Raw genomic sequence first — 21,668 nt, forward strand, 5'->3', positions numbered from 1 at the left:
GCCACCCAAAGCGTTTTCCGGGGCCCCCACCCGGGCTTGCGCCAGGGTGGGGTGGTATCAGAGGAGGAGGCTCCAGACTTTCTTTTCCATCTCCAGGATGCGGGCCAGGTAGCGCTCAACCACCCCAGGATCCAGCCCCTCCACCTGGCCCTGGGCCATCACCTCCAGGTCAAAGAGCACCGCTTGGAACTCGGGGGCGGACCAGTGCTCGGTAAGCTCCCGCCAGGGACCATCCCCCTCCACGTGGGCGTTCCAGGCCTCCAGGAAAAGGCGGTTCAGGAAGTAAAAGAAGACCAGGCGGTACGGGTAGGAAAACCCCTCCATCTCCTGGAGCAGGGCGATGTATTCCTGACGCACCGGATGAACCGGCTCCTTAGGATCCGCCCCTTGGGAAAGAAGCCAGTCCAGCTCCTCCACCGTGGCCATGAGGGCCTGGACCAAAGGCGCCCGGTGGGGATGAGGGGCATCCCGCAAAAGCCCCACCTGAAACCGGTATAAGGCCTCCACAAAGGGGAAGTCCTGCTTGAGCCAAAAGGCGAAGCGTTCCTCATCCCAGCGGATGGGCAAGGCCTTGATCTCCTCCAGGGCCTTGGGGCAACAGCCAAACAGGTCCCTAAACAACCCCATGATCCCCCCCCAGGACCCCATGGCGCACATACCCTGAATGCCGGAGGGCTTCCGCCACCTTCCTGGCGTGGTCCTCGCTCTCCGCAAACCCAAAAAAGGCGCTACCCGAGCCCGTCATGAGCACCCCCCTTAAGCCCAGACCCCGCAGCCTGGCCTTCACCCGGCGGAGTTCTGGATAAAGGCGGAAGGCAGGGGCCTCGAGGCTATTCCAATAGGGGGGCTCCTCCCCCCTTTCCAGGGCCTTAAGGATCTCCCCCACGGGGAGGTCGGGCCCGAAGTCGTGGGGCTTCACCTCCGCATAGACCCTGGGGGTAGGAAGGCGCAGGCCCGAGGAGAAGACCACCACCGGCAAAGGGGAAAGGGAAAGGGGCCTAAGCCGCTCCCCCACCCCTCGGGCCTCCGCCACCCCCCCTCGGAGGAAGAAGGGCACATCCGCCCCCAGGGAAAGGGCAAGGGCCTGGAGGTCCACCTCCGCCGGATAGATCTCCTTAAGGCCCAGAAGAACCTGGGCGGCGTCCGAGCTTCCCCCCCCAAGGCCGGCCCCCTCGGGCAGGGCCTTTTCCAGGACGATGCGCACCCCCCCGGGCCAGCCTGCCGCCTCCAGGTAAGCGGCCGCCGCCCGGTAGGCCAGGTTCCTCCGCCCGTACCGCCCGCGGAACTCAATCCCCTCAGGGATGGGTTCCAAAAAGAGCCTATCCCCGAAGGAAAGAGCGGCAAAGAGGGTATGAAGCTCGTGGTAGCCATCCGGCCTCTTGCCCAGGAGGGAGAGGCCCAGGTTCACCTTGGCCACCGCTAGGCGTTCCATACTTGCGCCAAGGCCTCCGCCAAAGGCAGGTCCTCCGGATAGGTGATCTTAAAGGCCGTCCTCTCCCCTTCCACCAGGGCCACGGGATACCCCAGGGCCCTCACCAGCTGGGCGTCGTCGGTGGCGGAAAGCCCCCGCCTCCTGGCGTAGGCATGGGCCTCCCGCAGGAGAGCGGTGAAGAAACCCTGGGGGGTCTGGACCAGGCGCAGGGCCTCCCGGGGCACCACCTCCCCGTAGGCCTCCCCTTCCGGCCGGATCAGGGTGTCGGGAAGGGGCAGAACCGGCACCGCCGCCCCCGTGGTGCGGGTGGCCTCGAGGACCCGCCCTATAAGCCCCCGGCTCACAAAGGGCCGGGCCACGTCGTGCACCAGGACCAAAGGGAGGCTTGCCGCCTCCAGAAGGCGGGAAACCGACTCCTGCCGGGTCCTGCCCCCCTCCAAAAAGGTGGCGCGAAGCCCCTTGGGCGCCTCCGCCCCTGGGGGAAGGGCCACCAGGATCTCCGCCGCTTCCTGAAAAGCCCCCAAGGCCCACTCCAAGAGGGTCTTCCCCCCCACCCGCAAAAAGGCCTTGGGCCCCAGGCCCAAGCGCTCCCCGTTCCCGGCCGCGGGGATGAGGACGGAAACCATCTGGCCTTCGCCTGCCAGCGACGCCGCCACGTTCCCATGGTAGCATGGGCCCCATGAGCCTTTGGGAAGCCCTTCTCTTGGGAGTGGTGGAGGGCCTCACGGAGTTTCTGCCCGTGTCCTCCACCGGCCACCTCACCCTCCTTTTCCACCTCCTGGGCCTGCCCATCCAGGAAGACCCCTTCCTAAAAACCTTCCTCATCGCCATCCAGCTGGGGGCCATCCTGGCCATCCTCCTCCTTTACGGCAGGCGCTTTGCCGTGGACCGGGCCCTTTGGCTCCGGATCGGGGTGGCCTTCCTGCCCACAGCCGCCATGGGCTTCCTCCTCTACCCCCTCATCAAGGGGAAAATCCTGGGGAATGACGGCCTTGTGGTCTTCTTCCTCTTCTTCGTGGGCCTGGTCCTCCTCCTGGCGGACCGCCTGGCGGAAGGGGCCCGCCATGGGGACGTTTTGGAGCTACCCTTGGTCCGGGTAGCCCTGATCGGGGTTTTCCAAGGGCTTGCCGCCCTCTTCCCGGGCACCAGCCGGAGCGGGGCCACCATCCTGGGGGGCCTCCTTCTAGGCCTAAGGCGCAAGGCGGCGGCGGAGTTCAGCTTCCTCCTGGCCCTTCCCACCATGCTGGCCGCGGTGGGCTACGACCTCCTAAAAAGCGCCCCGGCCGTGCCCCAAGGGGGCTGGACCCTGCTTGGGGTGGGCTTCCTCGCCGCCTTGGTCACCGCCCTCCTCACCGTGCGCTGGATGCTTTCCTTTGTGGAGCGCCACGGCTTCAGGCCCTTTGCCCTCTACCGCATGGCCCTGGCTCTGGTCTATGCCTACTTCTTCCTACGCTAGGGCCAGGACCCGGTCCAGGGCCTTCAGGAACTCCCCGTAAGGCTCCCGCCTGGCCCCCTCCCCCATGAGGCCTAGCCGCAACACCTGCCCCCGGGTGGGCCCGATCCCCCCGGCCACCGCCACCCCCTGGGCGTAAAGGCCTTTCACCAGGCGATCCGCCTCCACCCCTTGGGGGGGGCGCACCACCAGCACCGTGGGCAGGGGGCTGGCCTTGGGGTAGAGGCGAAAGCCCCGCTCCAAAAGCTCCCCAAGGAGCCAGGCGTACACCTCCTTGGCCCGCTTTTGGCGGGCCTCCACCCCCTCCTCCAGGACCACGTCCAAAGCCTCCAGAAGGGCGTAGTGCAGGAGGACGGGGGTGGTGTGATGGTACCCCCCCCGCTCCCAGTGCTCCGCCACCCGGGCGAGGTCCAGGTACCAGCCCCGCCTGGCGGTGAAGGCCCGGCGGGCCTCGAGGCTCACGGCGATGGGGGCCAAACCCGGGGGGGCGGAGAGGCACTTTTGGCTTCCCGTGAAGGCGTAGTCCACCCCCATCTCCCGCATGGAGAAGGGAAGCATCCCCAGGGTGGTGACGGCATCCAGGAAGAAAAGGGCCCCGGCCTCCTTGGCCAGGGCCCCGATCTCCCGGGCCGGGTTCAGCACCCCGGTGGAGGTTTCCCCGTGCACCAGGGCCACCATGCGGTAGCGCCGGGCCTTTAGGGCCTGGGCCACCACCTCCGGGTCCACGGGCTCGCCCGGGGGAAACTCCAAAACCGTGGGGTCCAGGCCGTGCACCTGGGCCATCTCCGCCACCCTCTGGGAGAAGGCCCCGTTCGCCAACACCAGGACCGGCCCCCGGTCCAGGTTGGCGAGGCCCGCCTCCATGCCTAGGCTTCCCGAGCCCGCCAAAGCCGCCAGCAAGGCACCCTCCCCGGGGTCAAAGAGCCGGGCAAGCCTTTCCTGGATGGCTCGGTTTGTCGCCAGCACCTCGGGGTCCAGATGGCCCCGCATGGGCCTCAGAAGCACCTTTTGCACGCGCTCGGGGATGAGGGTGGGTCCAGGGGTCAGAAGCAGCATCTCGCCTCCTCTACGCCCGTGGGAAGCGGGCATAAGAAAAGCCCCCGCGGCCAGACCGGGGGGGCCCTTCCCGAAGGAAGGGGCCCCCTACCGGATAGCTCGCAGGAGCCTCATTGAGGCCTACTTTAGCCCAAGGCCCCTTTCCTTGTAAAGTGCTAGTTGGATGAAGGACTACTACGCCATCCTGGGGGTGAGCCGGGAGGCCACCCAGGAGGAGATCAAAAAGGCCTACCGAAGGCTCGCCCTCCAGTACCACCCCGACCGCAACCCCGGGGACAAGGAGGCGGAGGAGCGCTTCAAGGAGATCAACGAGGCCTACGCCGTCCTTTCCGACCCCGAGAAGCGGGCCCAGTACGACCGGGGGCTTCTGGGAACGCCCGAGTTCCGCACCGAGGACCTCTTGGACCTCTTCGCCCAGGTTTTTGGCTTCCGCACGGGGCGCACCGCCCCCAGGGGGGAGGACCTCGAGGCCCAGGTGGAGGTGGACCTGGAAGACCTCATCAAGGGGAAGGAGGTGGAGGTGGCCTACGCCCGCCTCATTCCCTGCGAGGCCTGCGGCGGCCAGGGGGGGAGGCGGGTGGTCTGCCCCACCTGCGGGGGCAAGGGCGTGCTGGAAAGCTACCGTCAGGGCCTCTTCGGCGCCTTCGTCACCCGCTCCACCTGCCCCCACTGCAAGGGGCAGGGCCACCTCCTGGCGGAAACCTGTCCCACCTGCCGGGGCCGGGGCCGGGTGGCGCGGGAGGAAAGGGTCCGGGTGAGAATCCCCCCGGGCATGGACGAGACCCACCTCCTGCGGGTACCGGGCTACGGCAACCTGGCCCCTGGGGGCCTCGGGGACCTGTACGTGCGCCTGAAAATCCGCCCCCACCCCCACCTGGAGCGGGAAGGGGCCGACCTCATCTACCGGCTGAAAATCGGCCTGGCCCAGGCGGCCTTGGGCGCCCGGGTGGAGATCCCCGGGCTTTCGGGCCCCATCCCCCTGGAGATCCCTCCGGGCACGGGGCACGGGGAGGTCTTTGAACTCCCCGGGGAAGGCCTCCCCTACCCGGGGGAGCCCAGGCGGGGAGCCCTTCGGGTGGTGGTGGAGCTTTCCGTGCCCAGACACCTGAGCCCCAGGGCCAAGGAACTCCTTCGGGCCTACGCTAAGGAGGTGGGGGAGGAGGTGGCCCCCGAAGGCTTCTTTGAAAGGCTAAGGGGGTTCTTCCGCAAGTAGGCCCTTCGTGGTATAGTGAGGCATTCCGGGTCGCTATAGGGTGGCCCCTTGGGTCTAAAGCAACCCCTAAGGCCCCGGATACGAGCCCAAGGGCTCGGAAGAGAAGGAGCGGTATGCAGAAGGGTCGGGTCAAGTGGTTCAATGCGGAGAAGGGCTACGGCTTCATTGAGCGCGAGGGCGACACCGATGTGTTCGTCCACTTCAGCGCCATCAACGCCAAGGGGTTCCGCACCCTGAACGAGGGCGACATCGTCACCTTTGACGTGGAGCCGGGCAAGAACGGCAAGGGCCCCCAGGCGGTGAACGTCACCGTGGTGGAGCCGGCCCGCAGGTAAAGGGCAATGGGAACCGCCGTGGGGAAGACCCACGGCGCTTCCTTTTTGGCCAACCTATCATACCCTCTCCTCCTGTTTCGTTCTCTAAGCCGCAACGAGATGATGTCTACCCGAGGCCCTTTCCGGGGCCCCCACCCTGGCGCAAGCCAGGGTGGGGTGGCATCACCCCATTCTCAGGCCAAGGCCGGTAGCATGGGAAGGATGCGGACCCTTAACCTGAGCCTACGCCCCCTGCTCCCTGCAGACGCACCCCTCCTCCACCAACTTTTCCTGCGAAGCCCAGGGTACTTCGCCTTGATCGGTATGGAACCCCCGGCCCTGGAGGACGTGGTCCGGGACCTGGCCACCCTGGAGAAGGACGACCGCCGCCGGGCCTTCCTCCTCTTCCTGGAGGAGGAGGTGGTGGGCTACCTGGACTACAAGCTCCACTACCCCGAGCCCGAGGACGCCACCCTAAGCCTCCTCCTCATCCGGGAAGACCGCCAGGGCCAGGGCCTGGGGCGGAGGACCCTGGAGCATCTCCTAAACCACCTGACGGGGGCCGAGCGGCTTTATGCGGTGGTCTACGGCAACAACGCCCGGGCCAAGGACTTCTTCCGGGCCCAGGGCTTCCGCCACGTGAAAGACGGGGGCCCCACCCTGAGCTGGTACGTGCGGGAGTTATAAACAAAACCCCGCCAAGGTTCCCACCCTGGCGAGGGTCCCAAGCCTCCTGGGCCGAAGGTTGACCCCTTAGCCCAGCCCGGCCAGCTTGCGGTTTTTCTCAATGTAGGACTTCCACTGCTCGGGAACATCCTCCTCGGGGAAGATGGCGTTCACCGGGCAGGCGGGCACACAGGCCCCGCAGTCAATGCACTCCTCGGGGTGGATGTAGAACTGGTCCCCCCCGTCGTAGATGCACTCCACGGGGCAGACCTCCACGCAGGACTGGTCCTTTACGCCGATGCAGGGTTCACAGATCACGTGCGGCATCCTTCACCTCCCGAGCTACCGCTCCCCCCTATTTTAGGGCAGCAGGCCCTTTGTCAACCGCTTAGGCCCCCAGGTGCCGGAAGAAGGCCTCCCGGGAAATGGCCCCCAGGACCTCCTCCCCCCTCACCACCAGGACCAGGGGTTGACGCAGGAAAAGGGGGGAAAGCTCGCTCACCGCCACCTCGGCCTCCACGCTGGGCACCTCCTCTAAGGGCAGGATGTGGTCGGAAAGGCCCAGAAGCCCCACCGGACGCCCCTCGTGCACCAAAAGGGCCACCCCCCGGCCCTCGTAGACCTCCAGGGCCTCCACCTGGGGCAAAGGCTTCGCCAGGCGGCGGGCTGGGGTGGGCCAGATGAGCCCAGCGGTGAGCAAGGTGGTGCAGGGCACCCGCACCGCCTTCTTGGCCACGTAGAGGGCAAAGGTGAAGAAGAGGAGAAACCCTAGCCCCTCTAGGAGGCCGGCAAGGTTAAAGCTCTCCCACCCCAGCCTGCCCCCGCCCCCCAGGAGGGAGTGGAGGAGGTAGGAAAAAAGAAGGCCCAGCACCAAGGCAGCCAAATAGGCGAAAAGCCCGGCCAGGCGGAGTTCCTTCACCGTGCGCATGGGCTTAGCTTACCAGGTCCTCCTCCCGGTCCACGTCCACCCCCACCTCGGGGTAAGGGGTGATGAGCGCCCTGGCCTCCACCCCCAGGATCCTCCTGGCCCTCTCCTCCAGCTCAGGAAGGGTAAGCCGGCCCAGGAGAAGCTTAAGGAGGATATCCAGACCGATGAGCCGGGCCAGGGCCCAAGGCTTCTTCCTCAGGGCCACCACCTTTTGCGCCAGGGGTAGGGCCTGGAAGAAGAGCTCCTTTTGCAAAAGCAAAAGGTTTCCCCCGGTGAAGACCCCCTCCTTAAGCCGGGCGTAGGTGCGCCGGGTATGGGGAAAGCGGGCCTCCACCGCCTCCTTGGGCACGATGGGGTAGACCAGAGCCGCCTCCGGGGCCTTTTCCAGCACATAGCGCACCGCCTCTGGGCTCAGGTGGGGGATGTCCGCGGTGGCCACCAGGACCCGGCCCTCCACGTGCTCAAGGGCCGCCTCCAGATTGCCAAGAAGACTTCCCCCATCGGGCAGGGTAAGGCGGGGGGAGGGGGTTAGCCCCGGGTTCTCCCCCACGTAGATGGCGGATAGCCCCGCCTCCTTCAAGGCGGCAAGCACCCACTCCGCCATGGGCCTTCCCCGATAGGGCACCAGGGCCTTGCTCCTTACCCCGTACTTGCTGGCCCAAGCCTCCTCGCCGCCTCCTAAGACGATGGCCTCCACGCCCCTATGCTAACGGCTTATCCTTTGGGCATGGTCCGCTGGTTGGCGCCTTTGGGCCTCTTTCTCCTTTGGGCCCTCACCCTCTACGCCTATCCCCATCGGCCATCCACCATCCCCGCCCACTGGAACGCCCAAGGGGAGGTCATACCACCCCACCCTGGCTTGCGCCAGGGTGGGGGCCCCGGAAAGGGCCTCCGGTAGGCGTCATCTCGTTGGGGCTTAGAGAACGAAACAGGAGGAAAGGGTATCACCCGGTACGGAAGCCGCCTCGAGGTTTTCCTCCTACCCCTCATCGTTACCCTTCTCCTCTACCCCATCCTGGCCCTGGCCCCCAGGTTTCTGGGGAAACCACCTGCCATCTGGCCGTGGCTGGAGGCCACCTTGGTTTGGAGCTTTACCCTCCTGCAAGGCATCTTTCTCTACGCCGCTTGGGCCCAGGCCCAGGGGATACCCTTTCCTCTGGGAAGGGCTCTTTTTGTGGGGGTAGGCCTGGTCCTCCTGGCCCTAGGCCTCCTCCTCCCTCACCTTCCCCCTAATCCCGTGGCTGGGGTGCGCACCCCCTGGACCCTGGCGGACCTCGAGGTCTGGCGGAAAACCCAGCGGAGGGCAGGCCTTGTCCTTACCCTCCTGGGCTGCTTGGCCTGGGTAGTGGCCCTTCTTTGGGGTGAGGGACCCTGGCTTTGGGCCTGGCTGGTAGCCTTGGTCCTAGGGGGCCTTTACCTGGCCCTCTTTTCCTATCGGGCCCGGAAGAAGCCCCTCTAGAAAGCTTCCCGCCGCGGAAACCCACGGCGGGAAACCCACCCTTGGAGGTGGCACTCAGAGGGGCCTAAGGGTAAACCGCAGCACCTGGTTCCCAATGACCTGCACCGTCTCCACCAGGGTGCGGTACCCGGGGGCCACCAGGGTGAGCTCGTGCTGGCCAAAGGGCGCCTCGAGGCGCAGGTAGCCCCCCTTGGCCACCCCCACCTCCTCCCCATCCAGGAAGACCCGGGCCTCCACGTTCAGGTAAAGCTCCAACACCGCCCGCACCGGGACAAGCTCCACATAAAGCCTCACGGACTCCCCGGGGCGCACCTCCACCTGGGCCCGGTACTCCCCGTAGCCGGGGGCCAGGACCCGCACCTCATGGAAACCGGCCTCCAGGGTCATCCGTAGGGGCGCCCGGCCCATGAGGCGGCCGTCAATGTAGACCTCGGCCCCCTCAGGCCTGGCCTCCAGGTAAAGCTCCCCGGTGCGGATGGGCCTAAGGCTGGCGGAAACCCGGGTTTCCCGGCCCCGTTCCACCCGCACCGCGGCCCGGTAGGGCTCGTAGCCCGGGGCCCTAAGCTCCACCTGGTAGGTTCCCTCCTCCAGGACCAGGCGCAAGGGGGTGCGGCCCCGCAAGGCGCCGTTTATGTAGGCCTCGGCCCCCGTGGGGCTGGACTCCAGAAGGAGGGTGCCCGTGCGGGAAACGGGGTTCAGGCGCACGTCCAGCCGGGTGGTCTCCCCCCTTCGCACCTGGACCGTGGCCCGGTAGGGCTCATAGCCGGAAAGCCTAAGCTCCACCGCATACCGACCCTCGGGCAGGCTTAGGGAAAGGGGGGTGCGGCCCCTGAGGGCCCCCTCCACGTACACCTCGGCCCCCGAGGGACTGGAGGAGATAACCAGGGTTCCCTGCCGGGCTTCCGGCACCAGCTGGGCGAAGACCTGGACCCTCTCCCCGGGCCTGGGGTTCACCGTGACCCGGTAGGGCTGGTAGCCGGCAAGCCTGAGCTCCACCTCGTGCCGGCCGGGGTTCACCTGGAGGGTGAGGGGGGTGCGCCCGGAAAGCCGCCCATCCAGGTAGACCTCGGCGCCCGCGGGCCTGGAGTCCACCACCAGGGTAGCCGTGGCCGGGCTGGGCGGGGGGGCCGTCACCCGGCCCACATAGTAGCGGGCCAAGTCCGTGACCCAGTCCTTGGGGGGAAGGGGCTCAATCACGATGGAAAGCGCCCGAGCCAGGCCTTCTGCCCCCTGGACCCGCACCCGGTTGCCCTCCACGTCCAGGATCTCCCCCAAGGAGAGGGGCCTACGGCTCGCCACCGCCAGGATGCGGTCCTCCCCCTCCGGGCCGGTCACCGTGTAGCGGTAGCGGGCCCCTTCCGGGGGAAAGCGCCGGGTCTCCCCCGCCCTAAGGAAGTTATCCCGCTCAAAGGCGTTGGGCAGGATGGGGTCAATCTTGCCATCGGCGTTGATGTTGAAAAGGTAGACATAGGCATCCTGGTTCACGTTCACGTAGATGAAGATGGGCTCACCGATCTGATAAACGCCCGTGCCCCGCTTGCCTGGATCCTTGTCCACCCAGACCCTTACCTGAAGGTCGGTGGGCACCGGGTTCACGATGATGCCCTGGGGGCTTATCTGCTGGGCCAAGGCCGCCCCCAAACCCAAAATGGCCAAAAGCAGTTTCCGCATAGCCCTCACCTCCGCCCTCAGGCTAAAGCCTCCCTGTGAAAATCCTGAGGGAAAAAGGCCAAGGCCCCTTAAGACTCGGCGTAGGCCCCTAGGGTGCGGAAGCGGCGGTAACGGTCTTGGTAGAGCTCCTCCGGGGAAAGCCCCTTGAGCTCCTCGAGGGTCCTTAGGAGGGCTTCCTTGATGTTCTGGATGGCCCTAAAGGGATCCTTGTGGGCCCCGCCCTCGGGCTCGGGAACGATGGCGTCCACCACCTTCTGGGCCAGAAGGTCCGTGGGCGTGAGCTTCAGGGCCTCGGCGGCCTTGGGCGCCTCCTTGGCGTCCCGCCAGAGGATGGCGGCGCAGGACTCAGGACTAATCACCGAGTACCAGGCGTTTTCCATGATGAGGACCCGGTTGGCCACCCCGATGGCCAGGGCCCCCCCGCTTCCCCCCTCCCCCAGGATGAGGGCGATGGCGGGAACCCTCAGGCGGCTCATGCGCTGGATGCTCTGGGCGATCACCCAGGCCTGGCCCCGCTCCTCTGCGGAAACCCCCGGGTAGGCCCCCGGGGTGTCGATGAAGGAAATGAAGGGATAGCCAAAGCGGTCCGCCAGGTCCATGAGGCGCATGGCCTTGCGGTACCCCTCGGGATGGGGCATGCCGAAGTTGCGCTGGAGGTTCTCCTTGGTGTCCCGCCCTTTTTGGTGGCCCACCACCACCACCTTCTGCCCCTCCAGGTACGCCAGGCCCCCCACGATGGCGGGGTCGTCGGCAAAGGCCCGGTCCCCATGGAGTTCCAAAAAGTCCTGGAAGGCCCTCTCCAGGACGTCCAAGGTGGTGGGGCGGCCCGGGGCTCGGGCCAGCTGCACCCTCTGCCAGGCGGTGAGGTTGCCGTAGACCTCCTGCTTGAGCCGGGCCAGGCGCTCTTCCAGGAGGCGGATCTCCGCCTCGAGGTCCACCCCCGTGGTACGGGCCGTCTCCTTCAGCTCGGCGATGCGTTTTTCCAGCTCTAGGATGGGCTTTTCAAACTCCAGTGCCATAGGAAACCCCGGGGTGCAGGTGGCGGAGGACCTGGACCACTTCCGCCTTCAGCCTCCTGCGGTCCGTGACCCGGTCCACCATGCCGTGCTTCAGCAAAAACTCCGAACGCTGGAAGCCCTCGGGGAGCTCCTGCCGGATGGTCTGGCGGATAACCCTGGGCCCGGCAAAGCCGATCAAGGCCCCAGGCTCGGCGAAGATCACGTCGGCCAGGGCGGCGAAGCTGGCGGTAACCCCCCCGGTGGTGGGATCCGTGAGGATGGCAACATAGGGCAAGCGCTTTTCCCAAAGGCGGTCCAGGCTCATCACCGTCTTGGCCATCTGCATGAGGGAAAGGGCCGCCTCCTGCATCCTGGCTCCCCCCGAGGCCGCCACCATCACCAAGGCCCGGCCCTCCGCTGCCGCCCGTTCTGCCCCCCGGGCGATCTCCTCCCCCACCACGCTCCCCATGGAGCCGCCGGCAAAGGCGTAGTCCATGACCATGAGGACCGCAGGCACCCCGCCGATGGCGCAGGTGCCCCCCAGGATGGCATCGGGGCGGCCGGTTTCCTCTTGGTAAGCCTTAAGCCTTTCCCTGTAGGGCTTGGTGTCCACGAAGCCCAAGGGGTCCAAGGGCTTAAGCCGGGTGATCTCCTGGAAGGTGCCGGCATCCGCCAGCATCTCCACCCGCTCGGAAGCGGGCACCCGGTGGTGGTGGCCGCACTTGGGGCAGACGTACAGGTTCTCCTTAAACTCCTTCTTGTAGAGCTGGGCCCCACAGGCCTCGCACTTGGTCCAAAGCTCGGGGACGTCCCGGTTCTCCCCGCTGGGCCTTTTCCTTCGGAAAAGCCGCTCTAGGGCCACGCTTATGCCTCCTTGGGGGCCTCCAAGGCCTTGGTCTCCCCCGCCAGGCTCTGGCCGATGAAGACCGCCCCCGCTTCCACATCCAAGGCCTGGGCCCGAATCGTGCCGGTGAAACGGGCCGTCTTGGAAAGGCTGACCTTGGTGGCCACCAAGTCGGCCTTGACCTCCCCGTGGATCTGGACGCTCCCTGCCTCCACCTTCTCCCCCTCTACCCGGCCCGTGCGGCCCACCTCCAGCTCCCCTTCCACGTAGACCGAGCCCTTGACCAGGCCGTCGATGCGCACCTGGCCCTTGGCCTTCAGGTCCCCCAGGACCTCGGTGTCGGGCCCCAGGTAGGTGAGGGCCCCCGTCTGCCTTCTCCCCAGCATCCGCCCCATTTTAACGGGAGGCCCAAAGGGGGTCTAGGTAGGGCCTGGGGTCCAGGGGAGCGCCGTAGCGGTAGATGCCGTAGTGGAGGTGGGGGCCGGTGGAGCGGCCCGTGGAGCCCACGTACCCCAGGACCTGCCCCTTTTCCACCCTCTCTCCGGGGCGCACCGCCAGGCGGGAAAGGTGGCCGTAGAGGCTCTGGTACCCTTCCGCATGGTCCAGGAGGACAGCAAGGCCATAGGCCCCCATCCAGCCGGTTTCGGCCACCACCCCGCTTCCCGTGGCGTAGACGGGAGCGCCATAGGGAGCGGCGAAGTCCAGGCCATCGTGGAACTCGTACCCCGGGCCGAAGGGGTTTTTGCGCATGCCGAAGGGGGAGGTGACCCCCTCGTACCCCCGTAGGGGCAGGCCCCGGGGGAGGCTTCGCTCCACCTCCAGGGTCCTTTCCAAGGCCGGCACCACCTCCTTAAGCTGGTTCTTAAGGTCCAGGACCTCGGCGCGCACCTCCGCCCAGCCCGCCAGGGACTCCTCGGCCACGGCCCCACCCCCCTGGCCCCCCTCCTGGTAGCGCACGGGAAGGGCGTTCAAGGGGGAAAGCCCCGCCCGGCGGCGGAGCTCCTCTATGGCCTTCTTGATCTCCGCAAGCTCCCTTTTGGTGCGCTTGGCCTCCTCCGAGAGGGCCCCGTTTTTGGTCCGCTCCGCCTCGAGGGCCAAGGAAAGCCTCCGGGCCTCCTGGGAAAGGGCCTGGAGGCGGACCTCCAGGGTTCGGGCCTCCCGGCCCTTGTGCCAAAGGTAGAGGTTGGCCCCGGTCCAAAGGGTTAGGAGGGCCAGGAAGAGGGCCACGGCCCACCCCGGCAGGACCACCGCCCGGCTTCCCCCGCCGCTTCGGGCCAGGAAAAGGGTATAGCGCACGGGCCTTTTCCAGCGTCGCTTCATCCGCCAAGAGTATACCCTACCCCCCCGCCCCTAAGGGCAAGGCCACGGGCTGAGGCCAAGGTGTTTGCCCTTAGGGCAAAGCATCTTGCTTACGCAAATGTGTTTGCCCTTAGGGCAAAGCATCCAGGACCAGGGGCAGGGGGTTGGCCTCCAGGCCCAAGCGGAAGGCCTCCCTTAGATGGGCCAGGGCCTCCTCCAGGCCCTTCCTGCGGTGGTAGACCAGGGCCAGGGCCTCCCCCTTTTCCACCCTGTCCCCGGGCTTTTTCAGCAGGTGGACCCCTACCCCGGGGTCGATGGCCTCGCCCTTCCTCCTTCGTCCACCCCCCAGGGCCAAGACCGCCAGGCCCACCCGGTAGGCGTCCACCTCCTGCACCACCCCTTCCCCTTCCGCCAAAAGGGGCAACTCCTCCCCCAGGGGAAGCAGGGAGAAGTCCTCCACCACCCTGGCATCCCCCCCTTGGGCCTCGAGGAAGGCCCGGAACTTCTCCAGGGCCTCCCCGCTTTCCCAGGCCTCATGGGCCAGGCCCGGATCCAGCCCCTCAAGCCTTAAGGCCTCCTGCGAAAGGCGCAAGGCCACCTCCAGAAGGTCTTCTGGCCCCTTCCCCTTTAGAGTTTCGATGGCCTCCCGTACCTCTATGGCGTTTCCCACCGCCCGGCCCAAGGGGGCCTCCATGCGGGTGAGGAGGGCCCTCACCTTTCGGCCCGCCCCCTGGCCGATCTCCACCATGGTCCTGGCGAGGAGCCTGGCCTCCTCCAGGGTCTTCATGAAGGCCCCCTTGCCCACCTTCACGTCCAGCACGATACTCCTGGCCCCGGCCGCCAGCTTCTTGCTCATGATGGAGCTGGCGATCAAGGGGATGCTCTCCACGGTGGCGGTCACGTCCCTTAGGGCGTAAAGCTTTCCGTCCAAGGGGGCCAGGTCCGGGCTTTGGGCGGCGATGACCAGGCCAATGCGCCCGGCCCTATCCAGAAACTCCTCCTCCGTCATCTCCCCCCGCCAGCCCGGCACCGATTCCAGCTTGTCGATGGTCCCCCCCGTGTGGGCCAGGCCCCGGCCCGACATCTTGGCGAAGGTGCACCCGCTGGCCGCCAGGATGGGCCCCACCACCAGGCTCACCTTGTCCCCCACCCCCCCGGAGGAGTGTTTGTCCACGGGGTGGGGCAGGTGGGAAAGGTCCAAAACCTTTCCGGAATAGGCCATGGTTTCCGTAAGCCAAAGGGTTTCCTCCCGGTCTAAGCCCCTCAAGAAGGCCGCCATGAGCCAGGCGGAGACCTGGTAGTCCGCCACCTCCTCCCTTAGGTAGCCCAGGAGGAAGGCCTCCAGGTCCTCGCGCCGGTGCTTGAGGCCTTCCCGCTTCTCGCGGATGAACGCCACCGGGTTCATGCCCCCATGCTACCTAAGGCCATGGCCCAGGGGTACCGCTTCGGCATCGAGGAGTTTGAGCGCCTCTTCCGAGGGGTTACTGGGGTGGAGCTTCTCGAGGGGGAGGTATACCAGATGAGCCCTATCGGTCCTAGGCATGCCGAGGTGGTGGCCCGTTTGGTGACCCGGTTCGCGCAGGCCCTAGGGGATAAAGCCCCATCTGGCCGCAAAACCCCGTGCGCCCATCCTCCCAGCCGGACCTGGCCCCCCTTAGGCCCAAGGACTCCTGGGAGACCCTGCCAACCCCGAGGACATCCTGCTTTTGATGGAGGTCTCCGAATCCAGCCTGGAGCATGACCGGGACGTCAAGCTTCCCCTTTATGCCCAAGGAAGGCGTCTCCGCATCCTTCTCCCCGACAAAGAGGCCGTACCCCTCCTTTGGTTTTGGTCCCTGCGTGATAATCTATATATAGGCTGATGGATAAGGGGAAGCGTAAAGGAGCGGAGCTAGAAAGCTGGGTGCTGAGTTTGGACCCCCGGGACCGTCCCTTCTACACCCTGCGAGAAGCCGCCCGTTACTTGGGCATTTCCGTGGCCACCCTTCGCACCTGGGTGCGTGGGCGGAGCTACCCTACGGACCAGGGAACAAGGTGGTCCCCCCCCTTGATAATCCCTCCCCAAGAGAGTCCCCTTCTCTCCTTCCACAACCTAGTGGAAGCCAATGTGCTCGCCGCACTTAGAGAGGAACATCGTATCTCCATGGCCAAAATCCGCCGCATGGTGAAGTATGCCATGGAGCATCTCGGAGTAGACCGCCCTCTTCTTCTTGATTTGGAGGCCGGCCTTGGCGACGTCTTTATTAAGGACCCCGAAGGGTTATTGTCCTTGACCCGTTCTGGCCAGTTAGCCTTGGAGAAGATCCTGGAACGCTATCTGGCTAGGGTGGATCGGGATACAAGGGGAAGGCCACTTCGTTTCCACCCCCCAGTAGCTGGTCAGATACGGAGCGACCGGATTGTTTTGGATCCAGAAGTAGCTTTCGGCGCCCCCACGGTGAAAGGTATCAAAACCCATATCATCGCTCTTCGTTACGATGCCGGTGAAACCCCCGAGTCCTTGGCCGAAGACTATGGCCTTAGCCTTGATGACGTGAAGGAAGCGGTGGTTTTCGAAGGCAGGGCTGCGTGAGCCCCACCTACTTCTGTGACCGGAATCTTGGCCGGAAGTTCCCTCTACGCCTCCGAGAATTAGGTCTCACTGTAGAACTCCACGATGACCATTTCCCACAAGAGGAACGAGACGAAATCTGGATTCCTAGGGTAAGCCTGCAAAATTGGGTAATCCTAACCCTAGACGAAAGGATCCGTTTCAACAAAGTAGAAAAGGCGTTGCTTTTAGCCTATAAAGCTAGGGTGATCCTTTTACCTAACCCCAAAGAACGGACGCCGGGATGGCTTCTCCAAGTGGCCCAAGAGTTTGCAGCAGCCCAAGCCCAGGTTGAGCGCTTCCTAAGCAAGACCCCGTCTCCCTTTGTAGCCCGTTTTGAGGTTAAAGGTAAAGGAGGCAAAAAACGCTATCGCCTACAAAGGCTACTCCCCTAGTCTTCAGTATGCCTGCCCCGTGGCCTTGGTGAGGAGAAGCCTAAACTCGTGGGGGCTGGTAGCGGCGGAAAGGGCGTCCTCCAGGGAGATGAGCCCCCCTGTGTAGAGCTCCACCAGGTGCTGGTCGAAGGTGTGCATCCCGTGGATGGAGCCCTCCATCATGGCCTCCTTGATCTGGGGGGTCTTGTCCTCATCCTTGATGAGCTCCCGCACGTAGGGGGTGGCGATGAGAACCTCCAGGGCCAGCACCCTCCCCTTCCCGTCCGCCCGGGGCAAAAGCCTCTGGGAAAGGAGGCCAAGAAGGGACTCGGCAAGGAGGATGCGCACCTGCTGGTGCTCATGTAGTGGGAAAAACTCAATGATGCGGTTGATGGTCCTCGCCGCATCCAAGGTGTGGAGGGTGGAGAGCACCAGGTGCCCGGTCTGGGCCGCCATGAGGGCGGCCTCCACCGTTTCCTTGTCCCGCATCTCCCCAATCAGGATCACGTCGGGGTCTTGGCGCATGGCGTACTTGACCCCGGAGTAGAAGCTATCCGTGTCCAGCCCCACCTCCCGCTGCACCACCAGGCTCTTCTTGTGCTTGTGCAGGAACTCTATGGGGTCCTCAATGGTGATGATGTTCTTGGCGTAGTGCAGGTTGATGTGGTCAATGAGGGCCGCCAGGGTGGTGCTCTTCCCCGAACCCGTGGGCCCGGTGACCAGGATGAGCCCCCGCTCCTTGGCGGCGAGCCCCTCCATCACCTCCCGGGGCAGGCCCAAGGCCTCAAAGCTGGGAATCGCCTCGGCCACCACCCGCATCACCAGGCCGAAGCTTCCCCGCTGCCTCAGGAGGTTACAGCGGAAGCGGGCCACCCCGGGGATGGTGTAGGCGAAGTCCAGCTCCTTGCGGTACTCCACCTCCTCCCACTGCTCCGGGGTGAGGAGGGCTTTGGCGATGGCCTCTGTGTCCTTGGGGGTTAGGGGCCGGTTGCCAAAGGGCTTCAGCTTCCCATCCACCCGGATCACGGGCGGGGCCCCCGCCTGCAGGTGGATGTCCGAGGCCCGGGCCTGGACCATGGCCTTGAGCATCTCCAAGAGGCTTTGCCTACCCTCCTGGGGGAGAGCTTCGCTCATGGGTAGACCTCCAGGTTATCGATCAGGCGCACCTCGGGGAAGCGGCCCGCCACGATCCCCCTGGCCCCGGGCACAAAGCGGGAAAGGGGAAGGAGGGTTTCCGGGTGCACGATGGCCAGATAGTCCACCCGGAACTCGGGAACCCCCTTGAGCACCTCCTCCCCTTTTTCCAGGGCCTCGGCCACGCCCTTTCCCCTCGAGGCCGCCTCCCGCATGGCCAAAAGGGCCCGGTAAAGCACCGTGGCCTCCTGGCGCCTCTTTGGGGAAAGGTAGACGTTGCGGCTGGAAAGGGCCAGCCCATCCTCCTCCCGCACCGTGGGCACCCCCACCACCTCCAGGGGGAAGCCCAGGTCCCGCACCATCTTGCGGATCACCAGAAGCTGCTGGTAGTCCTTCTCCCCAAAGTAGGCCCGGCTCGGCCCCACCAGGAGGAAGAGCCTGGCCACCACCGTGGCCACCCCCTGGAAGTGGCCGGGGCGCACCTCCCCCTCCCAAAGGGCGGTGAGGGGGCCCTCCACGGTGACCCGGCTGGAAAACCCCGCCGGGTACATCTCCTCCACGCCGGGGGCGAAGAGGAGGTCCACCCCCGCCTCCTCTAAAAGGGCCTGGTCCCGCTTTAGGTCCCGGGGGTAACGGTGGTAGTCCTCCCCGGGACCAAACTGCAAAGGGTTGACGAAGATGGAAACCGCCACGAAGGGGTTTTCCTTTCTGGCCCGCTCCACCAGGGCCAGATGCCCCCGGTGGAGGTAGCCCATGGTGGGGACAAAGCCCACCCCTTCCCGGGGTAGGGCCTGCCGGAGCTCGGCCACGGTGTGCGCCACCTTCACGGGGCTCAGTATACTTTCCCCGTGGGCAAGAAGAAGCGGGAGGAAAAGCTCAAGAAAAAGGCCCTTAAGGAATGGGAGGAGAGGCGGCCCAAGACCTTCCGGGAAGCCCTGAGGTACTTCCCCGGCCTCTTCTTTCGCACCACCTTGGTGGTGATGGCGGCCACCCTCCTCATCCTCTTTACCGCCGCCATAGGCCTCCCCTGGGCCCAGAGCACCTGGTTCCAGATCCTGGTCTACCTAGGGTTTTACCTCCTCTTTCAGCGCTTCATCATGGGGCCTTTAGCCCCACCGCGGCTAAAATAGGAGAGATGGCCGAACCCGCCCAGGTTCTCCACCCCCTGGCCCTCGAGGCCTACCTGGAAAGGGAGGCCCAAAGCCGTGTGCGCCACGAGCTAGTCCGGGGCTTCCCCCGGGCCATGGCCGGGGCCAGCCGGCGGCACAACCTTTTGGTGGTGGCCCTGGTGGGGGCCCTTTTCCCCCTAGCCCGGGGAAAGGGATGCCGCCTCTATGCGGAGACCTTTAAGCTCAAGGTGGCACCCGATACCGTCTACTACCCCGACCTCATGGTGGTCTGTGGCCCACCAGGGGAGAACCCCTACTACGAGGAAAACCCTTGCTTGGTGATAGAGGTTCTCTCCCCTTCCACGGAGGCCCAGGACCGCTGGGAAAAAATGCGGGCCTACCTAGGGTTAGAAAGCCTCCAGGCATATCTCCTCTTGGATCCGGAAAAAAGGGGCCTTGAAGGTTATTTCCACGAGGGGAAGGGCTTCCGCTTGGAGGCCTACACCGGTGGCCAGGTTCCGCTTCCCTGCCTGGACGCCTTCCTGGACTTGGACGCGGTGTACCTGGCCTTAGACTAGGCGAGGAAAAGGGGCCTAGATCCTCTCGGCGTCCGCCCAGAAGCCTTCCAGGTCGTAGTACTCCCGGGCCTCGGGGGTCATGAGGTGGACCACCACCTCCCCGTAGTCCAGGACCACCCAGCGGGGGCTCTGCCCCTCCGTGGGCCGGGGCCGAAGCCCCGCCTCCCCCAGCTTTTCCTCCACGTGGCGCTCCAGGGCCTGGAGATGGGGGGTGCTGTTGGCACTGGCCAGGACGAAGTAGTCCAGGCTCTCGGACACCGCCCTCAGGTCCAGGGCCACCACGTTTTCCGCCTTCTTTTCCCAAAGGAGATCCTTGATCCTCGCTACCAGCTCCAAAGCCTCCAGGGTCTTTACCATCTGACCTCATTCTACCAGGTCCCGCCCCAGCTCCACCACCACCCCGGAAACCGGCCCATAGGGGGCCAAAAGGGGCAGATGAAAGAGCTCCGCAACGTAGCTTCCCGCCTCGAGGTCCTTGGTGTACACGGCGCTTCGCGCCACCTCCGCCTCCTCCACCTGCACCTCCACCCCCTCCCGGGCCAAAAGGGCCTGCCCCCAAAGGATCAGGTCCCTTTCCCCCCGTAGGCGCACGGGAACCTGCGGCGGGGATGAGGGCAGGGCCATGCCCATCCATGCGGCCAGGACCTGGGCCTTGGCCCCCTCGTCCACATAGAGAAAGGTCCCCCTCCCCTCCCGGGTAGGCAGGGTGGCCAGGGAAAGCCTCAGGCCCTGGACCCCAGGCAGATGGGCCAGGGCCTCCTCCAGGGAAAGGTCCGTGTCCAACTCCCGCCAAGCCTCCCGTAAGGCCAAGGCCAAAGCCGGCCAGGTGCGGGGGTCCTGGGCCTTCTTGAGCACCTGGGAGATCACCCCCTTGATGCGGTCCAAGCGGGCATAGTCCCCCAAGGCATCGTGGCGGAAGCGCATGTACTTCACCGCCTCCTCCCCATTTAGGTGGAGCCTTCCCGCAGGGAAGTCGATGTAGAGTTTGGCCGCCCGGTCGGTGTAGCGCATGGGGCGGTCCAAGTAGACCTCTACCCCCCCTACCGCATCCACCACCCGGGCCACGCTTTCCAGGGTGAGGATGAGGTGCCTTTCCGCCACCAGGCCCGTGGCCTCCTCCACGGCCTGCTTCAGAAGCCCCGCCCCCCCTCGGGCATAGGCGCCGTTGATCTTGCCCCCCACCGCCGGGCTATAGAGGTCCCGGGGAATGGCCAAGGCCCTGGCCTCCCCTCCCCGGATGCGCACGTAGAAGATGGTGTCCGTGCGGCTTCCTGGGCCGCAGGGGGTGTGGTAGCCGCAGTACTCGATATCCCGGGCCGCCACCACCACCCCCATTTCGGGCAAGGGCCCGGCCCTCCTGGGCCGCACCCCTTCCTCCTCCACAGGCCTGGGCCAGGAAAGCACCCCCCCAAGGGCGAAAAGGGCCAGGGAAAGGAGGAGAAGGGAAAGCCTAGGGCGCATCCTGCAAGCGACGGTACACCGCCAACGTCCTGGGGTGCAGGGGAATGCCCTTGGCCTTCAGGTAGGCCACCTTGTTCCCCACCGCCAGGCGGTAGGCCTCAGAAAGCCTCCCCGCAAGGGCCAGCTCCCGGATCTCCCCGTTCACCCCCCGGCCGGGCTCGGAGACGTCGGCGATGTAGAGGGCCATGCCCAGGGCATTCCCAGGGTCCACCCCGTACACGTGCCCCTCCACCGCCTGCAAGACCTCCTCGTCCTCCACCCCCCAGGCCTCGGCCAGAACCCGGGCCGCCCGGCCGTGGAGGGAGAGGGGATGGGCCCTTTCCACCTCGTTTTCCGGAGGGGCCAACTTAAGGAGCTCCTCCTCGCCCAAGTCGCGGGCCGCGTCGTGCAAAAGCCCCGCCAGGTAGGCCCTCTCCCCATCCAGACCGTTCTGCTCGGCAATCTCCCGCGCCAAAGCCGCCACGCGCTCTATGTGGGCCCAGCGCTCGGGGCGGACCAGGGCCTTCACCTTCTCCTTTAGCTCAGCGGTAGAAACCGTGCTTCTCAAGGTACACCTCCACAGGCCGAGGCACCCAGAAGCGCACGCTCTGGCCCTCCTTGATGCGCCTACGAATCTCGCTGCTGGAGATGCCCACCTCCGGAACGGAAAGGGGCACCACCGGCACCGGCATCCGGTCCAAGGGGTAGCCGGGCCGGGCCACGGCCACCAGGGTGGCCAGTTCATGAAGCCGGTGCCCCTCCTTCCAGGTGAGGACATCCCGATAGGCATCGGCCCCGGTGATGAAGAAAAGCTCATCCCCTGGGAAAAGCCTCCGGGCCTCCTCTAGGGTATCCACGGTGTAGCTCGGGCCAGGCCGGTCCAGCTCCAGCCTCGAGGGCCAAAACCCCTCCTCCCCTGCCGTGGCCAGGAGGACCATCTCGTAGCGGGCCCAATCCGGGGCCACCGGGGTCTTGTGGGGAGGACGGGCCGCCACCACAAAGAACACCCGGTCCAGCCCCAAGGCCCGTTGCGCCTCAGCGGCAGCGATCAGGTGCCCCAGGTGGATGGGGTCAAAGCTCCCGCCAAATAGCCCGATCCGCAAACCAACC

General features: G+C 65.9%; 29 protein-coding genes. 10 read left to right on the forward strand and 19 right to left on the reverse strand.

All coding sequences use genetic code 11. The annotated features are described in order from the left end of the window. Positions 1-57 precede the first annotated feature (57 nt). Genes DK874_RS07925 through ispD form a run of 3 tightly spaced genes read right to left on the reverse strand, consistent with a single transcriptional unit; the run spans position 58 to position 2,058 of the window. Positions 58-627: a TenA family protein gene (locus tag DK874_RS07925; protein WP_162798751.1), complete on the reverse strand. Its 570-nt coding sequence runs from the start codon at positions 625-627 to the stop codon at positions 58-60. Next, positions 614-1,432 carry a 4-(cytidine 5'-diphospho)-2-C-methyl-D-erythritol kinase gene (gene ispE / locus DK874_RS07930; RefSeq protein WP_114313490.1) on the reverse strand — a complete coding sequence of 273 codons (819 nt, stop codon included), beginning with the start codon at positions 1,430-1,432 and terminating at the stop codon, positions 614-616. Before ispE ends, DK874_RS07925 begins: the two co-directional genes overlap by 14 nt. Continuing rightward, the gene (gene ispD, locus DK874_RS07935) at positions 1,420-2,058 is read right to left on the reverse strand and encodes a 2-C-methyl-D-erythritol 4-phosphate cytidylyltransferase (protein WP_114313491.1); all 639 of its coding nucleotides are present in this window, start codon (positions 2,056-2,058) and stop codon (positions 1,420-1,422) included. Before ispD ends, ispE begins: the two co-directional genes overlap by 13 nt. A gap of 53 nt (positions 2,059-2,111) precedes the next feature. On the opposite strand from ispD, the gene DK874_RS07940 reads away from it, so the two are divergent. Further along, positions 2,112-2,888, forward strand: coding sequence for an undecaprenyl-diphosphate phosphatase (locus tag DK874_RS07940; RefSeq protein ID WP_500691363.1), 777 nt, complete (start codon positions 2,112-2,114; stop codon positions 2,886-2,888). On the opposite strand, the gene DK874_RS07945 is transcribed toward DK874_RS07940, so the two are convergent. Next, on the reverse strand, positions 2,880-3,941 hold the full coding sequence (locus DK874_RS07945) for an alanine--glyoxylate aminotransferase family protein (protein WP_114313493.1): 1,062 nt from the start codon (positions 3,939-3,941) through the stop codon (positions 2,880-2,882). The two genes, DK874_RS07940 and DK874_RS07945, sit on opposite strands and share 9 nt — an antisense overlap. Before the next feature lie 163 nt (positions 3,942-4,104). On the opposite strand from DK874_RS07945, the gene DK874_RS07955 reads away from it, so the two are divergent. The 3 genes from DK874_RS07955 to DK874_RS07965 all read left to right on the forward strand — a co-directional run bounded on the left by DK874_RS07955 (position 4,105) and on the right by DK874_RS07965 (position 6,155). Next, the gene (locus DK874_RS07955) at positions 4,105-5,154 is read left to right on the forward strand and encodes a DnaJ C-terminal domain-containing protein (protein ID WP_114313495.1); all 1,050 of its coding nucleotides are present in this window, start codon (positions 4,105-4,107) and stop codon (positions 5,152-5,154) included. A gap of 113 nt (positions 5,155-5,267) precedes the next feature. Next, positions 5,268-5,489 (forward strand): cold-shock protein, encoded by a 222-nt coding sequence (locus DK874_RS07960; protein ID WP_014516375.1) that lies wholly within the window; start codon positions 5,268-5,270, stop codon positions 5,487-5,489. Between the two features lie 192 nt (positions 5,490-5,681). After that, entirely contained in the window at positions 5,682-6,155 is a 474-nt protein-coding gene (locus DK874_RS07965) for a GNAT family N-acetyltransferase (RefSeq protein ID WP_114313550.1), read from the forward strand. Between the two features lie 66 nt (positions 6,156-6,221). Here DK874_RS07965 and DK874_RS07970 read toward each other — a convergent pair whose 3' ends face one another. The 3 genes from DK874_RS07970 to DK874_RS07980 all read right to left on the reverse strand — a co-directional run bounded on the left by DK874_RS07970 (position 6,222) and on the right by DK874_RS07980 (position 7,759). Further along, a complete protein-coding gene (locus DK874_RS07970) occupies positions 6,222-6,461 on the reverse strand; it encodes a ferredoxin (RefSeq protein WP_015716251.1) in 240 nt (79 codons plus the stop codon). A gap of 61 nt (positions 6,462-6,522) precedes the next feature. Next, the gene (locus DK874_RS07975; protein ID WP_114313496.1) at positions 6,523-7,062 is read right to left on the reverse strand and encodes a CBS domain-containing protein; all 540 of its coding nucleotides are present in this window, start codon (positions 7,060-7,062) and stop codon (positions 6,523-6,525) included. 4 nt (positions 7,063-7,066) lie between these two features. Beyond that, positions 7,067-7,759 (reverse strand): NTP transferase domain-containing protein, encoded by a 693-nt coding sequence (locus DK874_RS07980; RefSeq protein WP_114313497.1) that lies wholly within the window; start codon positions 7,757-7,759, stop codon positions 7,067-7,069. 30 nt (positions 7,760-7,789) lie between these two features. Here DK874_RS07980 and DK874_RS11870 point away from each other — a divergent pair, with 30 nt between their 5' ends. Both DK874_RS11870 and DK874_RS11875 read left to right on the forward strand, forming a co-directional pair. Then, positions 7,790-7,960: a DUF1648 domain-containing protein gene (locus DK874_RS11870; RefSeq protein WP_240307629.1), complete on the forward strand. Its 171-nt coding sequence runs from the start codon at positions 7,790-7,792 to the stop codon at positions 7,958-7,960. Between the two features lie 180 nt (positions 7,961-8,140). Then, complete coding sequence (locus tag DK874_RS11875; protein ID WP_240307630.1) at positions 8,141-8,521, forward strand: SdpI family protein; 381 nt, start codon at positions 8,141-8,143, stop codon at positions 8,519-8,521. A gap of 54 nt (positions 8,522-8,575) precedes the next feature. Here the strand turns inward: DK874_RS11875 and DK874_RS07990 are convergent, their stop codons facing one another. The 6 genes from DK874_RS07990 to DK874_RS08015 all read right to left on the reverse strand — a co-directional run bounded on the left by DK874_RS07990 (position 8,576) and on the right by DK874_RS08015 (position 14,738). Beyond that, positions 8,576-10,192, reverse strand: a complete 1,617-nt coding sequence (locus DK874_RS07990) for a PEGA domain-containing protein (RefSeq protein ID WP_114313498.1) — start codon at positions 10,190-10,192, stop codon at positions 8,576-8,578. A gap of 68 nt (positions 10,193-10,260) precedes the next feature. After that, positions 10,261-11,211 (reverse strand): acetyl-CoA carboxylase carboxyltransferase subunit alpha, encoded by a 951-nt coding sequence (locus DK874_RS07995; protein ID WP_114313499.1) that lies wholly within the window; start codon positions 11,209-11,211, stop codon positions 10,261-10,263. Then, on the reverse strand, positions 11,195-12,052 hold the full coding sequence (accD, locus tag DK874_RS08000; RefSeq protein WP_114313500.1) for an acetyl-CoA carboxylase, carboxyltransferase subunit beta: 858 nt from the start codon (positions 12,050-12,052) through the stop codon (positions 11,195-11,197). The genes DK874_RS07995 and accD overlap by 17 nt, the downstream gene beginning before the upstream one ends. A 2-nt stretch (positions 12,053-12,054) precedes the next feature. Then, a complete protein-coding gene (locus DK874_RS08005) occupies positions 12,055-12,420 on the reverse strand; it encodes a bactofilin family protein (RefSeq protein ID WP_162798752.1) in 366 nt (121 codons plus the stop codon). Positions 12,421-12,430: 10 nt separating this feature from the next. Next, positions 12,431-13,354, reverse strand: a complete 924-nt coding sequence (locus DK874_RS08010; protein ID WP_114313502.1) for a M23 family metallopeptidase — start codon at positions 13,352-13,354, stop codon at positions 12,431-12,433. 109 nt (positions 13,355-13,463) lie between these two features. Next, entirely contained in the window at positions 13,464-14,738 is a 1,275-nt protein-coding gene (locus DK874_RS08015) for a thymidine phosphorylase (protein ID WP_114313503.1), read from the reverse strand. A gap of 456 nt (positions 14,739-15,194) precedes the next feature. On the opposite strand from DK874_RS08015, the gene DK874_RS12030 reads away from it, so the two are divergent. Further along, the gene (locus DK874_RS12030) at positions 15,195-15,905 is read left to right on the forward strand and encodes a DUF433 domain-containing protein (protein WP_338065448.1); all 711 of its coding nucleotides are present in this window, start codon (positions 15,195-15,197) and stop codon (positions 15,903-15,905) included. Next, a complete protein-coding gene (locus DK874_RS08030) occupies positions 15,902-16,318 on the forward strand; it encodes a PIN-like domain-containing protein (RefSeq protein WP_114313504.1) in 417 nt (138 codons plus the stop codon). Before DK874_RS12030 ends, DK874_RS08030 begins: the two co-directional genes overlap by 4 nt. Positions 16,319-16,321: 3 nt before the next feature. Here DK874_RS08030 and DK874_RS08035 read toward each other — a convergent pair whose 3' ends face one another. Continuing rightward, a complete protein-coding gene (locus tag DK874_RS08035) occupies positions 16,322-17,431 on the reverse strand; it encodes a type IV pilus twitching motility protein PilT (RefSeq protein WP_114313505.1) in 1,110 nt (369 codons plus the stop codon). Further along, positions 17,428-18,258 carry a pantoate--beta-alanine ligase gene (panC, locus tag DK874_RS08040; RefSeq protein WP_114313506.1) on the reverse strand — a complete coding sequence of 277 codons (831 nt, stop codon included), beginning with the start codon at positions 18,256-18,258 and terminating at the stop codon, positions 17,428-17,430. The genes DK874_RS08035 and panC overlap by 4 nt, the downstream gene beginning before the upstream one ends. A 21-nt stretch (positions 18,259-18,279) precedes the next feature. Between panC and DK874_RS08045 the strand changes: the two genes are divergently transcribed. Together DK874_RS08045 and DK874_RS08050 are read left to right on the forward strand one after the other, a co-directional pair. Beyond that, positions 18,280-18,561 (forward strand): hypothetical protein, encoded by a 282-nt coding sequence (locus DK874_RS08045; protein WP_114313507.1) that lies wholly within the window; start codon positions 18,280-18,282, stop codon positions 18,559-18,561. 5 nt (positions 18,562-18,566) lie between these two features. Continuing rightward, entirely contained in the window at positions 18,567-19,118 is a 552-nt protein-coding gene (locus DK874_RS08050; protein WP_114313508.1) for a Uma2 family endonuclease, read from the forward strand. A gap of 15 nt (positions 19,119-19,133) precedes the next feature. Here DK874_RS08050 and rsfS read toward each other — a convergent pair whose 3' ends face one another. From rsfS to nadD, 4 genes are read right to left on the reverse strand one after another with little or no spacing between them, the layout of a single operon-like run. Then, on the reverse strand, positions 19,134-19,475 hold the full coding sequence (gene rsfS / locus DK874_RS08055) for a ribosome silencing factor (protein WP_114313509.1): 342 nt from the start codon (positions 19,473-19,475) through the stop codon (positions 19,134-19,136). Between the two features lie 6 nt (positions 19,476-19,481). After that, positions 19,482-20,579, reverse strand: a complete 1,098-nt coding sequence (locus tag DK874_RS08060; protein ID WP_114313510.1) for an LCP family protein — start codon at positions 20,577-20,579, stop codon at positions 19,482-19,484. Further along, entirely contained in the window at positions 20,569-21,126 is a 558-nt protein-coding gene (gene yqeK, locus DK874_RS08065) for a bis(5'-nucleosyl)-tetraphosphatase (symmetrical) YqeK (RefSeq protein WP_114313511.1), read from the reverse strand. The genes DK874_RS08060 and yqeK overlap by 11 nt, the downstream gene beginning before the upstream one ends. Further along, positions 21,101-21,661 carry a nicotinate-nucleotide adenylyltransferase gene (nadD, locus tag DK874_RS08070; RefSeq protein WP_114313512.1) on the reverse strand — a complete coding sequence of 187 codons (561 nt, stop codon included), beginning with the start codon at positions 21,659-21,661 and terminating at the stop codon, positions 21,101-21,103. The genes yqeK and nadD overlap by 26 nt, the downstream gene beginning before the upstream one ends. Positions 21,662-21,668 lie beyond the last annotated feature (7 nt).

This window comes from Thermus caldifontis, from assembly GCF_003336745.1.
Taxonomy (GTDB): Bacteria; Deinococcota; Deinococci; order Deinococcales; family Thermaceae; genus Thermus; species Thermus caldifontis.

Excerpts from the sequence above, each read along its gene's own strand:
- DK874_RS07925 (WP_162798751.1), bottom strand. The coding sequence starts at position 627 with ATGGGGTTGTTTAGGGACCTGTTTGGCTGTTGCCCCAAGGCCCTGGAG.
- ispE (WP_114313490.1), bottom strand. The coding sequence starts at position 1,432 with ATGGAACGCCTAGCGGTGGCCAAGGTGAACCTGGGCCTCTCCCTCCTG.
- ispD (WP_114313491.1), bottom strand. The coding sequence starts at position 2,058 with ATGGTTTCCGTCCTCATCCCCGCGGCCGGGAACGGGGAGCGCTTGGGC.
- DK874_RS07940 (WP_500691363.1), top strand. The coding sequence starts at position 2,112 with ATGAGCCTTTGGGAAGCCCTTCTCTTGGGAGTGGTGGAGGGCCTCACG.
- DK874_RS07945 (WP_114313493.1), bottom strand. The coding sequence starts at position 3,941 with ATGCTGCTTCTGACCCCTGGACCCACCCTCATCCCCGAGCGCGTGCAA.
- DK874_RS07955 (WP_114313495.1), top strand. The coding sequence starts at position 4,105 with ATGAAGGACTACTACGCCATCCTGGGGGTGAGCCGGGAGGCCACCCAG.
- DK874_RS07960 (WP_014516375.1), top strand. The coding sequence starts at position 5,268 with ATGCAGAAGGGTCGGGTCAAGTGGTTCAATGCGGAGAAGGGCTACGGC.
- DK874_RS07965 (WP_114313550.1), top strand. The coding sequence starts at position 5,682 with ATGGGAAGGATGCGGACCCTTAACCTGAGCCTACGCCCCCTGCTCCCT.
- DK874_RS07970 (WP_015716251.1), bottom strand. The coding sequence starts at position 6,461 with ATGCCGCACGTGATCTGTGAACCCTGCATCGGCGTAAAGGACCAGTCC.
- DK874_RS07975 (WP_114313496.1), bottom strand. The coding sequence starts at position 7,062 with ATGCGCACGGTGAAGGAACTCCGCCTGGCCGGGCTTTTCGCCTATTTG.
- DK874_RS11870 (WP_240307629.1), top strand. The coding sequence starts at position 7,790 with ATGGTCCGCTGGTTGGCGCCTTTGGGCCTCTTTCTCCTTTGGGCCCTC.
- DK874_RS07990 (WP_114313498.1), bottom strand. The coding sequence starts at position 10,192 with ATGCGGAAACTGCTTTTGGCCATTTTGGGTTTGGGGGCGGCCTTGGCC.
- DK874_RS07995 (WP_114313499.1), bottom strand. The coding sequence starts at position 11,211 with ATGGCACTGGAGTTTGAAAAGCCCATCCTAGAGCTGGAAAAACGCATC.
- DK874_RS08005 (WP_162798752.1), bottom strand. The coding sequence starts at position 12,420 with ATGCTGGGGAGAAGGCAGACGGGGGCCCTCACCTACCTGGGGCCCGAC.
- DK874_RS08010 (WP_114313502.1), bottom strand. The coding sequence starts at position 13,354 with ATGAAGCGACGCTGGAAAAGGCCCGTGCGCTATACCCTTTTCCTGGCC.
- DK874_RS08015 (WP_114313503.1), bottom strand. The coding sequence starts at position 14,738 with ATGAACCCGGTGGCGTTCATCCGCGAGAAGCGGGAAGGCCTCAAGCAC.
- DK874_RS12030 (WP_338065448.1), top strand. The coding sequence starts at position 15,195 with ATGGATAAGGGGAAGCGTAAAGGAGCGGAGCTAGAAAGCTGGGTGCTG.
- DK874_RS08035 (WP_114313505.1), bottom strand. The coding sequence starts at position 17,431 with ATGAGCGAAGCTCTCCCCCAGGAGGGTAGGCAAAGCCTCTTGGAGATG.
- DK874_RS08050 (WP_114313508.1), top strand. The coding sequence starts at position 18,567 with ATGGCCGAACCCGCCCAGGTTCTCCACCCCCTGGCCCTCGAGGCCTAC.
- rsfS (WP_114313509.1), bottom strand. The coding sequence starts at position 19,475 with ATGGTAAAGACCCTGGAGGCTTTGGAGCTGGTAGCGAGGATCAAGGAT.
- DK874_RS08060 (WP_114313510.1), bottom strand. The coding sequence starts at position 20,579 with ATGCGCCCTAGGCTTTCCCTTCTCCTCCTTTCCCTGGCCCTTTTCGCC.